This window comes from Pseudomonas arvensis, assembly GCF_056688935.1.
In genome coordinates this window covers 3,188,597-3,201,580 of sequence record NZ_CP162038.1, presented here as the reverse complement: position 1 = coordinate 3,201,580, position 12,984 = coordinate 3,188,597, and the positions used below count along the sequence as shown (strand labels likewise).

Genomic DNA, 12,984 nt, shown 5'->3' with positions numbered 1-12,984 from the left:
GCGTAGTCAGCAGCGACTTCTTCGCGCCGGGACCGGCCCGCGTCAGGCCTTGGCGGAACGCTGGGCGGACTTGCGATACGTCAGCAGCACAATCCCCGTCACCACAATGACGCCGCCGGCCACCTGCCCGGCGCTGAGCATTTGATCGAGCACGAGCCAGCCCATCAGCAGCGTCGCCAGCGGCTCAATGTTCATGACCGGTGCATTGCGCGGCATATCCAGGCGCGGCACCGACATGAACAGCACGATAAAACCGGTGCCATACAGCACCACCAATGTCGCCAGCGCCAGCCAGCCGGTCGGCGACGCTGGCGGGTTAAGGCCGTTGGCAAGCGCGCCACTCCAGCCAGCAAGGTTCACGCTGCTGAACACAATGAAGATCGTCAGCAGGCTGCGCACCGAACCCCGTACCTGGGACAACTTGTGATCGGTGATCCACAGCGCGCAAGCGAACACGAAGGCGGCGCAGAGGGCGAGGGTAACGCCCAGCAGCCATTGCGGGCCGATGTCGGCGTCGGCCGAGAGCCGAGTCGGCACGTCCAGCACAAACACCAACCCCACCAAAATCAAACCCATCAGCAACGCGGTGCGCGCCGTCGGGCGTGGACCGCCTAATGCCCAAGTCAGCAGCGCCAGCAAAATCGGGAAAACGTTAGCCACCAGCAACGCCAGCGCGACTGGCACACGGGCCACGGCCGAGTAAAGGCAGAGGCTTTGGGCGGTAATGAGTAGCCCCAACAGCAACTGCCAACGCCATGCTCCCGAAGGCAGGCGCACACTCTGGCGTTGCCAGAGCACCAGCGCGCCGAGCACCAACAACGTGCCGCCAGAGCGCAGCAAAATGGCCAGGAGCACACCGGCGCCATCGTCGAAGGCGACGCGAGCGGCGATGTGGTTGCCGGCGAAGGCACAGCCCATGCAGAGCAGGATCATTACGGCGACGTGGCGGGGGAAAAGGGCGGGGGCAGGGGGTGTCATGGTAAGGGCTCGGACAAGGGGTGCCATCTTCGGGAATGGCGATTTATTTTTATGGTCATCGTACAACCGTGTTGTAGGTTTGTAGCGTGTTTCAAGCGAGGGGGCAAGCGACGATTTACGGAATGCCTCAGGATATGTGGCTTGTAGGGGGGCGCAGGATGTTTGGGTGATTTCGCGGCGGGGCGGGCGTATTCAATTTCTGGCAGGTTTGGCGGTAGTTGTATGATGTTTTAGGCAGAAGTTGGGGGCGCCGCCATTTTTTTAAATGGGGTCTGCCGATCAACGGTCTGATCCGTAAATGTTAGAATCAGTTGCAAGCCTGACCTAACCTGGGTGCAAACTGGCGTTATGGGACAACCTTGGATAACCAGATGGGCCGGAAGGTGCAGTAATGTTTCTAAGCCTTGAAGTTCGCAGCTATGAGAGGGAAAACCCTCACCCTCACCACCACCACGAGTATGCTCAATTGGTACTGCCGATTCGTGGCGAAATGGAAATCGACGTAAACGGTCGCGGCGGCTGCATTGATCAGTCATTGGCAGCGCTTGTGACACCTGGCTCGATCCACTCGCAGCAGACTAACCTCGATAGCCGGTTTCTAGTTTTGGACTGTGCGCCGATGACCCTGGAAACGCTCCAGATAGAGCGTCTTGCTCAGAAAATATATGTGCCCATTTCGCCCGCAACTCGTCGGCTTATAGAGTTCGCTGAGCTAATCGGCAACGCACAACTGTCCATCGCTGCTTCCCAATTGGGGCCTTTGCTTTTGTCGTCCCTAAATCCCGACATCTCTTGCTTTCCAGACCCCATGGAGCAGTTGATCGCTCGTCTTCGGGCGGATCCTGGAGCCAACTGGAGCAATGAGGCTATGGCTCAAGTAGCAAGAATGAGCATGAGTCAGCTGCACCAGCGATTCCGGCTATCGTTCGAGATGAGTCCGCAAGCCTGGTTGACCGATCTACGCCTGCAAGAAGCTCAACGATGGTTGCGTGGAACCTCATTAACCATATCCGAGATTGCCTTGCGTGCTGGCTTTTGCGATCAGGCATCGCTGACCCGTGCCATGCAGCGCGTGAGGGCCACGACCCCGGCGGTTTATCGTAAAACGCAAAAACAGTCTGGGTAAAAAATTCCGCAGTTACCGACAATACTCCCTGAATCAGTTGCTCCAGACTTCATCCATTACGCTTTGGAGCGCGGATGAAATGTTTGCTGATCGGTCACTGTTAAAGGGCATTGTCTACGGAGTTTGCACGGGCCTGTGTTGGGGAGTGATTTTCCTCGGCCCCCAGCTCACCCCGGGCCTGAGCGGCCTGCAATTCGCCGTTCTGAGATTTCTCTGCTACGGCGCGATTTCGGTGGCCTTGCTTATGCCTCGCTGGAGGCGCGTTTGCGCCAATCTCACTATGGCCGACTGGAAGTCACTCTTCTGGCTTAGCCTGATTGGGAACCTCATCTACTACACGCTGGTGGGCACCGGTGTGCAGTTGGTTGGCATTGCCACAACGTCTCTGATCGTCGGACTCATTCCGGTGTTCGTCACATTGGCAGGGCGTCATGACATCAACGCCGTTTCTTTGCGCAAGCTCACTCCCTCGCTGTGCTGCGCAGTGGGCGGGGTCACACTTATCAGCTGGCACGCACTGATCAACGGCGACAGGCCCGATACACTGACAAACATTGCCGGTATTCTATGCGCGGCGGGCGCGTTAATGACATGGAGCTGGTTCGCAGTGAGCAACGCTCGGCGGCTGGCTCAGGTAGCCAGCGTTTCCGCCCATGACTGGGCACTGCTGACAGGGGTCATGACTGGCGCTCAATCACTGCTTTTGGCGGTACCTGTCCTGGGTTGGCAGGTCGGAACGCATGGCAGCTCCGAATGGCTACACTTTGTCATGGTAGCCGGTGGCGTAGCGTTTTTATCTTCGGTTGTGGGTAATGCGTGCTGGAATCAGGCGAGCCGACTTCTGCCACTGGCACTAAGCGGACAAGTGCTCGTGATTGAGACGTTAGCGGCGCTGTTTTTAGGCTTTCTATGGGAGCATCGGCTGCCCGACTCATATGAAATTGCGGCGATTGCACTTCTGGTCACCGGTGTCATGTGGTGTCTGAATTGTCATCGTACTCCCCGTCACTCTCCGGCTGTTTAGCTCTTACAGAGCTGCTGAACGACATGAATGCTGACTGCACCTAGATGACTTAGCCGGACGCATACCTCTGAATAGATAATAAGGAACGTTTATGAATAATCTCGCGGACATAGCTTTGAACTATCTTTGGACGCTGAATTTTTCAAGCGATGATTTAGGGTTTGACGAAGATTGGGTAGTAAAAGAAATTGAGTCTATGTCTCATGAGATGGAACATAATTTCACTGACGCAGAGCGTCAAGCTCTCAAGGAGTCTGCAAGCCGAGCTTTGACGAGGTGGCTGAGGGAGCCTGATGAGCACGGCTATACGCCACGCAAACTTCTTAAACCAGAACAAAGAATTTTTCTAGAGTGTATTGCATCAGGAAAATTCAGCGGCCCAGAGCTCTGATTACTTCAAGCGGGCAACGCGGCCGGTTGAAAAAAGAAATAGCGTTATTCAGCCTCACCGTTCGACTCGTGATGGCGGGTCGTAAAGTCAGTCAACAGCTGGTTCTGGCCAAGTGTCGCTGATCGCGAAGGGCTGCAATGGGTCGATAGAGGCCTGTCGCGACTGACCGCTTCCGACCCATTGCAGCCCCTCGGCATCCGACTGGAATTGGTCAGGTATAGCAGAATTTAAGGTGGAACCATGGTCCAAGAAATAATTCAGTGCGAGCGCGCGGGCGTAAACCCGAAATGGCCTTCTTACAAAAGTGTGCTGGGGCGCATAGCTAAGGGGCCAGACGTCTCAGATGAATACGAGTTGAATGGCATCCGTGAATATGTTGAGCGCGGCGATGCATTTGCGAAGCCATCAATGCCTGTGCCGAATAGTGACAACGTTACGCGTAGCAGCTCCGAATGGATGGCCGTCACACGAGCCCACAAGGTATTGGCAACCGCACCAGATAACCCGCAATGGCTTCTGGAATTGGCCCATTGGCTGCGCTATTACCAAGTAGGAATTTGGCAGTTGTTCTTCTGGGCGGGCCAGTTCGACATTATTGCCAAAGCGGCAGGCAACAAACGACGCCGCCAAAACTACAGCATCCAAACCGCCACCAATATGATGGTCGCCATGGCTATCCTAGGCTGGAAGGATGCCGTCATCCATCAGGGCTATCTCACCCATGCGGCTCTCAACCGTGGGCATCAATTAGTGATTGAGTACGAAGAGCAACACCGCCGTGCCCAAGCCTTTATGCTGCGTGTGTTTGCCGATTGGGTGGGAGATGTCTCGCATCAATGGCCTGCTTATGCTTACGACGAACCCATCTACGAAGCCTTGTTGGCCAAGTGGCGCACTCCCAGCCCCGACGACCTGATGCCCTGTCTGTTGGCCGCGTGTGACCGCCACACTTGGCAAACAGGCAAAGAAAGCCAGAAGAATTCTTACGACTTCAATCAGGACTGGCACTTGGAGCGCGTGCCGGTGGAAATTCTCTATATTCTGCGCCTGCGCCAGTGGGAAGGTTTAGCCAATCCGCAGAAGATTGATCATCCGCTGTGGGCCGCGCCCTTTGATCAATTGCCGTCCGAACAGCCAGTGCCTGAGTTGGACGAGTTGGTGCAAGGTGTACTCAACCGTGCCAGAGAAGATTGGCCAAATTACGATGACGTGCTGTCTTTGCCAGCGCTGAAAGGTTGAATAGGGTGCAAAAGGTACCAAAAGCTCTGTAGGAAAAGCCTCTGAATCGAAGCCTACGGCTGGGGGGATAGGCGGGCATGCCCAGCTAAAGAGCGCACCATCACCAGATTGCCCGTGGCTTGGGTCAGATGACTGAAGCACGAATGCCGCAACCAATGCGTCGTGGCTTCACCCAAACTCCGCAAGCCGCTGAGCAAGAGTTTCAACGCTACCCTTCGCATGCTTGCCGAATCGGTCAGGCAAAAACTGCACACACTGCTTACGAAGGCAGGGCAGCAGCGTGTGTAATAGCGAAATGGCCTGTCGTGCTATCACACTCTGTGCTCCCCCGATTGCGGTCCAGGCTGTCCGCTATGGGTCGAAAGCGGTTGATCATGAACGTCTGCTTTTGGCCAAAAGCCGCTGGTCGCGAACGGCAGCTGTCGGCCCAGAGTGTGTAAAAACGCCTTCGCGAACCCTTGCTATGATTTCTTAGGATGTCATCGCAGGGATCGCCCATGAAGCGCTTTATCCAAGGTGAACATCGAGGCCAAGGCACCTTACTTCCCGAGAGCCTCGACGACTACGTCAGCGATACCAATCCGGTGCGCGTAGTCGACGTCTTTGTCGACGAACTTGACCTGGTCAATCTGGGTTTTGAAGGTGCCATTCCCGCCGATACTGGCCGGCCGGCTTACCACCCCGCGATCCTGCTGAAGATCTACATCTACGGCTATCTCAACCGCATCCAGTCAAGCCGCCGTTTGGAGCGAGAAGCTCAACGCAACGTCGAACTGATGTGGTTGACCGGACGTTTGATGCCGGATTTCAAGACCATCGCCAGCTTCCGAAAAGACAACAGCAAGGCCATCCGAGGCGTCTGTCGCCAGTTCGTTGTGCTGTGTCAGCAGTTGGGACTGTTTGGAGAAAATCTGGTCGCCATCGACGGCAGTAAATTCAAAGCAGTCAACAATCGCGACCGCAATTTCACCAGCGCCAAACTGAAACGGCGCATGGAAGAAATTGAATCGAGCATCAACCGTTACCTGGCGGCACTCGATGCTGCCGATCGGCAAGAACCCACAGCTTCAGAGCCCAGTGCCATGCGGCTGGAAGAGAAAATCGCCAAGCTCAAAACTCAAATGAAGGAGCTTCAGGCGATCGAAATCCAGCTCAATGAATCGCCGGATAAACAGGTCTCACTGACCGATCCAGACGCCCGCTCCATGATGACGCGCGGCACGGGAATCGTCGGCTACAACGTGCAGACAGCGGTCGATACGCAGCACCATTTGATCGTTGCACATGAGGTTTCCAACGTCGGTTCCGACCGCGATCAACTCAGCTCAATGGCCAAGCAGGCCCGCGAGACCATAGCGTCAGAAACGTTGTCGGTAGTGGCTGACCGAGGTTACTTCAAAAGCGAACAAATCCTGGCTTGTCACGATGCTGGCATCACCGCCTACGTGCCCAAGCCGATGACCTCTGGAGCCAAGGCTGACGGGCGTTTCAATAACGATGCGTTCATCTATGACGCGGCAAAAAACCAATACATTTGCCCGGCCGGAGAGGCGCTGATCTGGCGCTATTCCAACGTTGAAAAAGGCTTGAAGTTGCATCGCTACTGGAGTTCGAAATGCCAGGGCTGCGCGTTAAAAGCACAGTGCACACCAAGCACGGAGCGACGAGTTCGACGCTGGGAGCATGAAGCCGTATTGGAGGAAATGCAGCGTCGGCTGAGCAAAGCACCAGAGATGATGCGAGTCAGAAAACGGACGGTTGAGCATCCCTTCGGGACGCTCAAACAATGGATGGGTGCAACGCACTTCCTGACGCGAAAGCTAGCTGGGGTGAGCGCGGAGATGAGCTTGAATGTGCTCGCCTACAACTTGAAACGGGTTATGAAAATCATCGGTGCCAACGGTTTGATAAAAGCGCTGACGGCCTGAAAAAGGCTGATTTTGGCCCATCCCAGAGGTTGTAAAAACAGCGTTGACGTGTTCCAGGTCGCGACCGATGCGACCCGTAGCATTGACCGTGCGATCGCTCAGCCAACGAAGGTCGATGATCCAAAACGATGAGGTCAAAGCGTTTTTACACACTCTGGGCCAAAAGCGGACAGTGATAGAAAAATAAATCTGTCCCCCTCTTCGCTATCGTGGCCCCCGCTTTTATGCAGATGTTCGCGTAGCATTCATGTGCATAGGGTCACGTGGAAGTTAGCTAGCGTTTGGATTTTGCGCCCAGAGCCTATACAAGAAACGCAGAATGTGTAGGATGTATTTTGGGTGGGAAATGGCCATTCTTGGTAAGGAAAAACTTTTTAGGAGGAATTATGGCTATATATGTAGGACCAGGTTCTAGAATTGGGCGGGACGGTGGTTCATTCCAAGAGTGTGTTATGAATACAAATAACCATACCGTGACGTTGCGTTATGGTCGTTATTGTACTATTCGAGACAATGAGCAAGCACCTCCAACTAGCCAGGCAGGCCGGCACTGGATTCAAATCTATCGCACCCCTGATAATACCGAGTAATTAAAGCCACTGGGGTTTGTGTAGGCTGCTAGCTGGTGTTTTTATTCAGTTAGCAGCACCTGCTTTACGCCATATCTAGTATTATGCATATTTGAATAAGTTTTCGCTGATGTGAGAAGGCAGTTAAACGAAAGACTTTCAAATCTTTTGGCTGGAAGCTTTTCCTGTCTTGACGTGCGTGGAATTATAGATTTTTCGTAGTACTGCTCTCTAAGGAAGATATTGTTCGTACATTTGACCTTATAGAAACTCTTGTTTTCCGGATATCCATAACAAAAAGGTGGACAGATTTATTTCTATGTAAAAGATAAATCTGTCCCCTTCTCGAAAACTGCAGTTGGGGTTAGACATGGCGCCTGAAAATATTGAGATGATTCGGCAGTCGGCGCAGCGAGCGCTTGGAGTAATTAAGCCTGCCGATGGCAATACGATAGCTGATAAGCACTTTTTGTTCAATCGTAAACAAGTGCTTACGAAACGAAAGTTACCTCCATACTATCTGGTTTATTTCTTGTTAGTGGATTTACTGGGATTTAAAAATCTTGGCCGCTTTGAAAAAATAGACTGGTCCATTCCCATTGATTTTAATGGTAAAGCATTTTTGCTTGAGCATGGAAAGTTTGGGTTTGGTCTTTATGCTCATGATCCTGAAAGCGAAGGGCTTGCGGCAGAGGAAATTGCGAATCGCGTTCAGAAAGCTACAAAGGCAGCGACTCCATTTTTTGACCATCTTGCTCGTCAGGCGATAGAGCTTTCTAAAGTGAACGTAATTAATAATAGTATTCCGCTTTTTTGCCGATTTGAATTTATGAGGGAGGCCTACATATCTAAGTATTCTGATTCGGTTGCTGAGAGCGTGCTGCACGCCTTGAAGATTAAGCAGAAAAATTTGCCATTGGGTATTTGGGCCTTTGGAGGGGCGAATTCAAATCTAAAACAAGAGGCGAACTGGTTAGGAATTTCTGCTATTGAGTCATTTTTTAGCTGGACCGAGCATGTGCTTATACATGTAGCGATATTAACTGGAAGTATCACAACAGCACGTGAAGTGGCGGATTTGGCCGCAGCGGATTGGTCGCGAAAGTTTAAAGCTGTTTTTGATATAGCTGGGATAGAAGAGAAATCTTTATTTGATAGTGCGCTTTCTTTACGGCAGGAGCTCAGAAACCATATAGCTCATGGCGCTTTTGGAAAAGGTGGCGAAGCTTTCTCATTCCATTCTTCCGCGGGTGCCGTTCCGGTTTTGTTACCAGAAAAAATTGGAAGTAAAAAATTCTCCCTCGGCAGTAACCTAAGTTTCGATTATGAGTTGGCGTTTGGTGTGGTCGATATATTCATTTTGCTACTTTGGTCAGGAAGAAGAGCTCCGGCACAGTTATACATTCAAGGCAGCAGCTTGCCAGCAATTTTGACATTTTGCGCGGATGGGACCTACTCCCGTGCTATGGCCTCACTAGCGGAGATGGAAAGCTTGGTTGAGTATCTTTCCAACGTGGCTGATCAAGCGGCAAATATGGACTGGTAGTGTCTGCTTCTGGCCGATTTCTGCCTGTCGCTACTGGCTGAAGTCGGACCCAAAGCTGCCTGTGAATATCGGCAGAAGGGACGCACTGTTTTTGGGGCGAAAACTAAAGCTCAGAGCTTCGGCACGAACTGGACCTAGGCATACAATCACGAGCGCCCAAATATGCCCTCAGAGGAATCTCTCTTATATACAAATTCGCCCTAGTAGCCGGATCTTTATTTTTGGCGAGCATTAGGGTGGGTGGGATTACCAGTTAGCCTCTTATGCAGCAGGGATACCTCCTGCTGCATAAGAGAGTTTTTAACTTAAATTCATACTTTCAAGGAGCGCCTTATATTGCTCCGGGTCTTTATTGTTCATGGTGTCTAAAACAAAATTAGCTAGCTTTGTGACTTCAGGCACATCGAGCGGTCTCATGCTCCTGTCGAATATTTCTTCAAGGTGCGAAAGCTCATTATTAACCCGATTGGCCAGACTGGTAGCAATCTGGTTCCCACCAAAAAACAGCTTTAACTTCTCATCGTTTGTTAAGTTGTTTGGGAAGCGATAGAAGAGGTATGCTTCAAGGAATTTTCGTAGATTGTTGCCGAAGTTATAGAAAGAGTCATGCCCAATTTCATGAGCAGTGGAGTTGGCACAGGCATGTACTTGGCTAAATAGGTAGTTAAATTCAGTGACATAGTTTTTTAAGTATTTGGGCATTAATTTTATTTTGCTGTCGTCGTTACTTCTTTCTAGTATAAAGTATTCGCAGCTATTTTTTGGCTTTGAAAGCCGTTTTAAATATTTTAGGAAATCAAGGTTGTGAGTTGATATAAACAATTGGCTATATTTATGTGCGTTTTGTTGTCCGGCGACTTTTATCGGGCTGGCTAGAACATGCTCTATTAGGCTGTACACAAAGAAAATATGGTTGTTATCAAGGCTAGAGATTGGGTCGTCAATCCAGACAATTAACTCTTTGCCTTGTGTTTCAACTTCCTCTAATTTTGCTATGAAATAGCAAAACGCCACAAGACTGCATTCCCCTTCGCTAAGGTTTTCCGCAGATTCCGCACCTCTGAATATTTTAAAATTTATTTCCGTTGCCGCTTCATTATCCAATGCAGAAAGTCGCAGGCCAGTATGCCCAAAGTGATTTTCAAGGTAGTGATTTACTCGCTCAGCCCCTCTGCGCTCGTCCTTAAGTTTGTTTTTGAGCGACTGGATTTCCTTTTCGAGGTTGACTATCTCATTTTTCGTTGCGTTGACGATTTCCTGCTTTTTAATTGCGTCAATGTTTAACTCACTGATAGCCTTCAATTCTTTAGCGTAAGAAATGTTAGTAATGAATTTTGATACTTCATCAAGACGTAAGGCCGTCCTTGCAGCTGTTTTATCTCTATCTAGCGTCTCTGTTTTATTGTTGTGATTTTTTATCAGATCGTAAATATCAGAATAAATGTCGCTTATGCTTAATTTTTCTGGAGGAAGAAGTGGAGCTGTATAGCTATTAAAAATATCGCTAAGTCGAAGCTTTAGTTTGTCCTCAATCAATCCCAGGTCATCATCATATTGTTTTAGTGCTTTTAAAAAATTCTCGTTCAAAAATATAAATTTGGAGTGATGCACTACATAAAGGTCTGACTGTTTTAATGGAAGTTCTCTGGGTAAGTTTGCTCGCTCGGACTTAACCCTGCTAATTAGAGACTTAATATCGTCTCTTAGGGTGTCAGACTCTAAACTAAAATGCGCGTCTAATTTGCCCCATAACTCAGCAGGTAAAACTCCACCGCAAAATGCGCAGTTTGATCTTTTATTCTTATGGTTCGATATCCCGTCGCGAACCCAGTTTTGCAATAAAGCATCATTTATAAGATCTTGAATGATTTCTGTAGGTTTGACTTGTTTTTCAAGGAGTATTCGCGCGTCATTATATAATGTATTTCTCTTGCTGTTAAATGCACTATTAAAGGTTAGTTCTGGTTTTGCCTGCTCGCCAAGTAGAGTTATTAGCTCTACTTGGTCATCCGGTAAAAGGCTTGTCGGAGGTTTTTTTTCTAGGCTTGCGATATCTTGCTTTATGTTAGTTATTGTATATGTGACTGAAAGGTAATTTGGGTTGGTTTTAATTGAGCCATTAGCTTTGTCACGGAGCTTCCCATCTAAGGTGAACTGTGCCGTAGTAGAACTTTTGGATATCTTATCAAACTGCTCTTGCTCTAATTTGGCCCTGTTACGCAAGCTACCTATCGTTGTCTCAGACCCTAATTTCTTCTCCTTTTCTTCGATTTCTTTCTCTATCGTGATATTTTCATCACCCAGTACAGCGAATGGTTTAATACTTCCATCAGGATTAGATAACCATTTGAGATTGTCATCTACAAAATCTTTATTATAAACCCTTACGTTATACGGGCAGGTTTCTAGAGTTTTCTGATTAAGTGTTTCCGTACCTTCGTGAGAGAAAGTGTATTCCGCGCCTTGATATTTTTCGTGCGCCTTTTTGAGTTCAAGGCTTCGAACTATTCTGGATAGGCTAGTTTTGCCGGAGTAGTTCCTTCCATAAATTATATTCAGTTTCTGGAATTTACCTACGTTATTTCCGTCATCACGTACTGAAATATCCCAGTCAAAGTCTTTATATACAGCGAAATTCTTGATTTTATTAATTTTTGTAAACACTGCTCACTCCTTGTGCTTTTTTGTGGATGGCATTTTGCCGCCAGCCTGCACAATCTTACACAGAACGCATTGTTTTAGAAGGTGTCAGTGATGTTGTGTTTTTTTGTTTGTTAAACCGCTAATAAATCGCGCACTACACACATGACGGTCAACGGGGACAAGCCGTTGGCTATGTGGGCTTCTACGGTAACGCCTAGTGATGCAACACTAATTTGGGTACGGCTGAGAATAATAGCGAGAGGCATGGTCGCACCTGGATAGGCGCGTCCTGCAAGGTGAATATGGACAACTGACAAGGGGGACTGTGGCCCCGAGGTGTGGTCAGGGCGGTGGCGAGTATTGAACGACTGGGTGGGACATAAGTACCCATGTCAGCGTCTGCTCTTGGCCGATTCCTGCCCATCGCGACCGGCAAAAACCGACCCATAGCTGTCGCTCAGCAGAGGCAGAAACGCTACCTCACTGATGAAACCGCCGCCCCAACGCATCCAGCCGCACTGCAATCGGCGGCAGTTGTTCGCTGCTCCGGGCTAGCATCTCCACATCGTCTGCGGTGCTTTGGGCAATGCCCTGCACCGACTGCAACCGCCCGACAATTTCCAGGTTTGCTGAGCTCTGTTCCCGCGAGGTGGTGACGATTCGTCCGTTCAGCGCATCGATCTGGCTGATGTCATTGCCCACGGCCCTTAGCATGTCCACCGCGACCTGGCTGTCTTCCACGCAGCGCTCTACGCCTTGGCGGCTGTCGTGCATGGCTTCGACGGCTTCGCGGCTGCCTTGCTGCAAGCTGTCGATGATGGTTTTGATTTCCTGGGTGGAGACGGCTGTGCGTTGCGCCAGGCTGCGTACTTCGTCGGCGACGACGGCGAAGCCGCGGCCTTGTTCGCCGGCGCGGGCGGCTTCGATGGCGGCGTTGAGGGCGAGGAGGTTGGTCTGGTTGGCGATGCTGCTGATGACTTCGAGCACCGAGCCGATCTGTTCGGCCTGCACGGCCAGGCCTTGGACGGTCTGGTGGGTGCCGCTGAGGCGCGTGGCCAGTTGGGTGATTTCGTGTTGGGCGCGGCCGACGCTTTCCTGGCCGCGCAGGATTTGCTGGCTGGCGACGCCGGCGTGTTCTACGGCTTCCTCGACGTGCACCGTAATGTTGCCCATGGCGTGTTCCATGCGCTCCATGGAGTCGGTCATTTGCGCAATTTCGGCGAGTTGGTGGCGCGCGCCTTTTTCCAGGGTGCCGCTGGCGTGGGCCAGTTCCTGGCCGAGTTGGCCGAGGCCGTGGGAGTCGCGGGCGACCCCGTCGATGAGGCCGGTGATCTGGTGCAGGAAGTGGTCGAAGCGCTTGGCCAGGGAGACGTGCACCTTGCCTTCGCCCTGGGCGGTTTCGACGGTGAATTGGGTGGTGACGGCGAGCATCTTTTCGAGCATTTCCTGGCTCTCGACGGCTTCGGCGTGGCTGTGCACGGCGAGGTAGAGCAGGGCGACGGTTTCCATCACCACGTAGAAGGCGTGCACAAACACCATG

The 12,984-nt window shown here is 51.0% G+C and carries 9 protein-coding genes; 6 read left to right on the top strand and 3 right to left on the bottom strand.

Annotated elements, in window-relative coordinates; genetic code table 11:
• Nucleotides 1-42: 42 nt before the first annotated feature.
• Complete coding sequence (locus tag AB3G88_RS14270) at nt 43-978, bottom strand: EamA family transporter (RefSeq protein ID WP_099585313.1); 936 nt, start codon at nt 976-978, stop codon at nt 43-45.
• Between the two features lie 391 nt (nt 979-1,369).
• Between AB3G88_RS14270 and AB3G88_RS14265 the strand changes: the two genes are divergently transcribed.
• The 6 genes from AB3G88_RS14265 to AB3G88_RS14240 all read left to right on the top strand — a co-directional run bounded on the left by AB3G88_RS14265 (nt 1,370) and on the right by AB3G88_RS14240 (nt 8,801).
• Nucleotides 1,370-2,104, top strand: coding sequence for a helix-turn-helix domain-containing protein (locus AB3G88_RS14265; protein ID WP_250925173.1), 735 nt, complete (start codon nt 1,370-1,372; stop codon nt 2,102-2,104).
• A gap of 79 nt (nt 2,105-2,183) precedes the next feature.
• A complete protein-coding gene (locus tag AB3G88_RS14260) occupies nt 2,184-3,128 on the top strand; it encodes a DMT family transporter (RefSeq protein ID WP_480450296.1) in 945 nt (314 codons plus the stop codon).
• 91 nt (nt 3,129-3,219) lie between these two features.
• Nucleotides 3,220-3,519, top strand: coding sequence for a hypothetical protein (locus AB3G88_RS14255; protein WP_099585310.1), 300 nt, complete (start codon nt 3,220-3,222; stop codon nt 3,517-3,519).
• A gap of 564 nt (nt 3,520-4,083) precedes the next feature.
• Nucleotides 4,084-4,758, top strand: a complete 675-nt coding sequence (locus tag AB3G88_RS14250; RefSeq protein ID WP_158876244.1) for a hypothetical protein — start codon at nt 4,084-4,086, stop codon at nt 4,756-4,758.
• Nucleotides 4,759-5,255: 497 nt separating this feature from the next.
• A complete protein-coding gene (locus AB3G88_RS14245) occupies nt 5,256-6,686 on the top strand; it encodes an IS1182 family transposase (RefSeq protein WP_078827614.1) in 1,431 nt (476 codons plus the stop codon).
• 939 nt (nt 6,687-7,625) lie between these two features.
• On the top strand, nt 7,626-8,801 hold the full coding sequence (locus tag AB3G88_RS14240) for a hypothetical protein (RefSeq protein WP_480450293.1): 1,176 nt from the start codon (nt 7,626-7,628) through the stop codon (nt 8,799-8,801).
• Between the two features lie 300 nt (nt 8,802-9,101).
• Here the strand turns inward: AB3G88_RS14240 and AB3G88_RS14235 are convergent, their stop codons facing one another.
• Complete coding sequence (locus AB3G88_RS14235; RefSeq protein ID WP_480450291.1) at nt 9,102-11,465, bottom strand: AAA family ATPase; 2,364 nt, start codon at nt 11,463-11,465, stop codon at nt 9,102-9,104.
• Between the two features lie 459 nt (nt 11,466-11,924).
• On the bottom strand, nt 11,925-12,617 hold the full coding sequence (locus tag AB3G88_RS14230; protein ID WP_256592843.1) for a methyl-accepting chemotaxis protein: 693 nt from the start codon (nt 12,615-12,617) through the stop codon (nt 11,925-11,927).
• Between the last annotated feature and the right edge of the window lie 367 nt (nt 12,618-12,984).

Bases quoted from the DNA above. Each gene is read 5' to 3' on its own strand.
- AB3G88_RS14245 (WP_078827614.1), top strand. From the start codon at position 5,256: ATGAAGCGCTTTATCCAAGGTGAACATCGAGGCCAAGGCACCTTACTT.
- AB3G88_RS14265 (WP_250925173.1), top strand. From the start codon at position 1,370: ATGTTTCTAAGCCTTGAAGTTCGCAGCTATGAGAGGGAAAACCCTCAC.
- AB3G88_RS14255 (WP_099585310.1), top strand. From the start codon at position 3,220: ATGAATAATCTCGCGGACATAGCTTTGAACTATCTTTGGACGCTGAAT.
- AB3G88_RS14270 (WP_099585313.1), bottom strand. From the start codon at position 978: ATGACACCCCCTGCCCCCGCCCTTTTCCCCCGCCACGTCGCCGTAATG.
- AB3G88_RS14260 (WP_480450296.1), top strand. From the start codon at position 2,184: ATGTTTGCTGATCGGTCACTGTTAAAGGGCATTGTCTACGGAGTTTGC.
- AB3G88_RS14240 (WP_480450293.1), top strand. From the start codon at position 7,626: ATGGCGCCTGAAAATATTGAGATGATTCGGCAGTCGGCGCAGCGAGCG.
- AB3G88_RS14230 (WP_256592843.1), bottom strand. From the start codon at position 12,617: ATGGGCAACATTACGGTGCACGTCGAGGAAGCCGTAGAACACGCCGGC.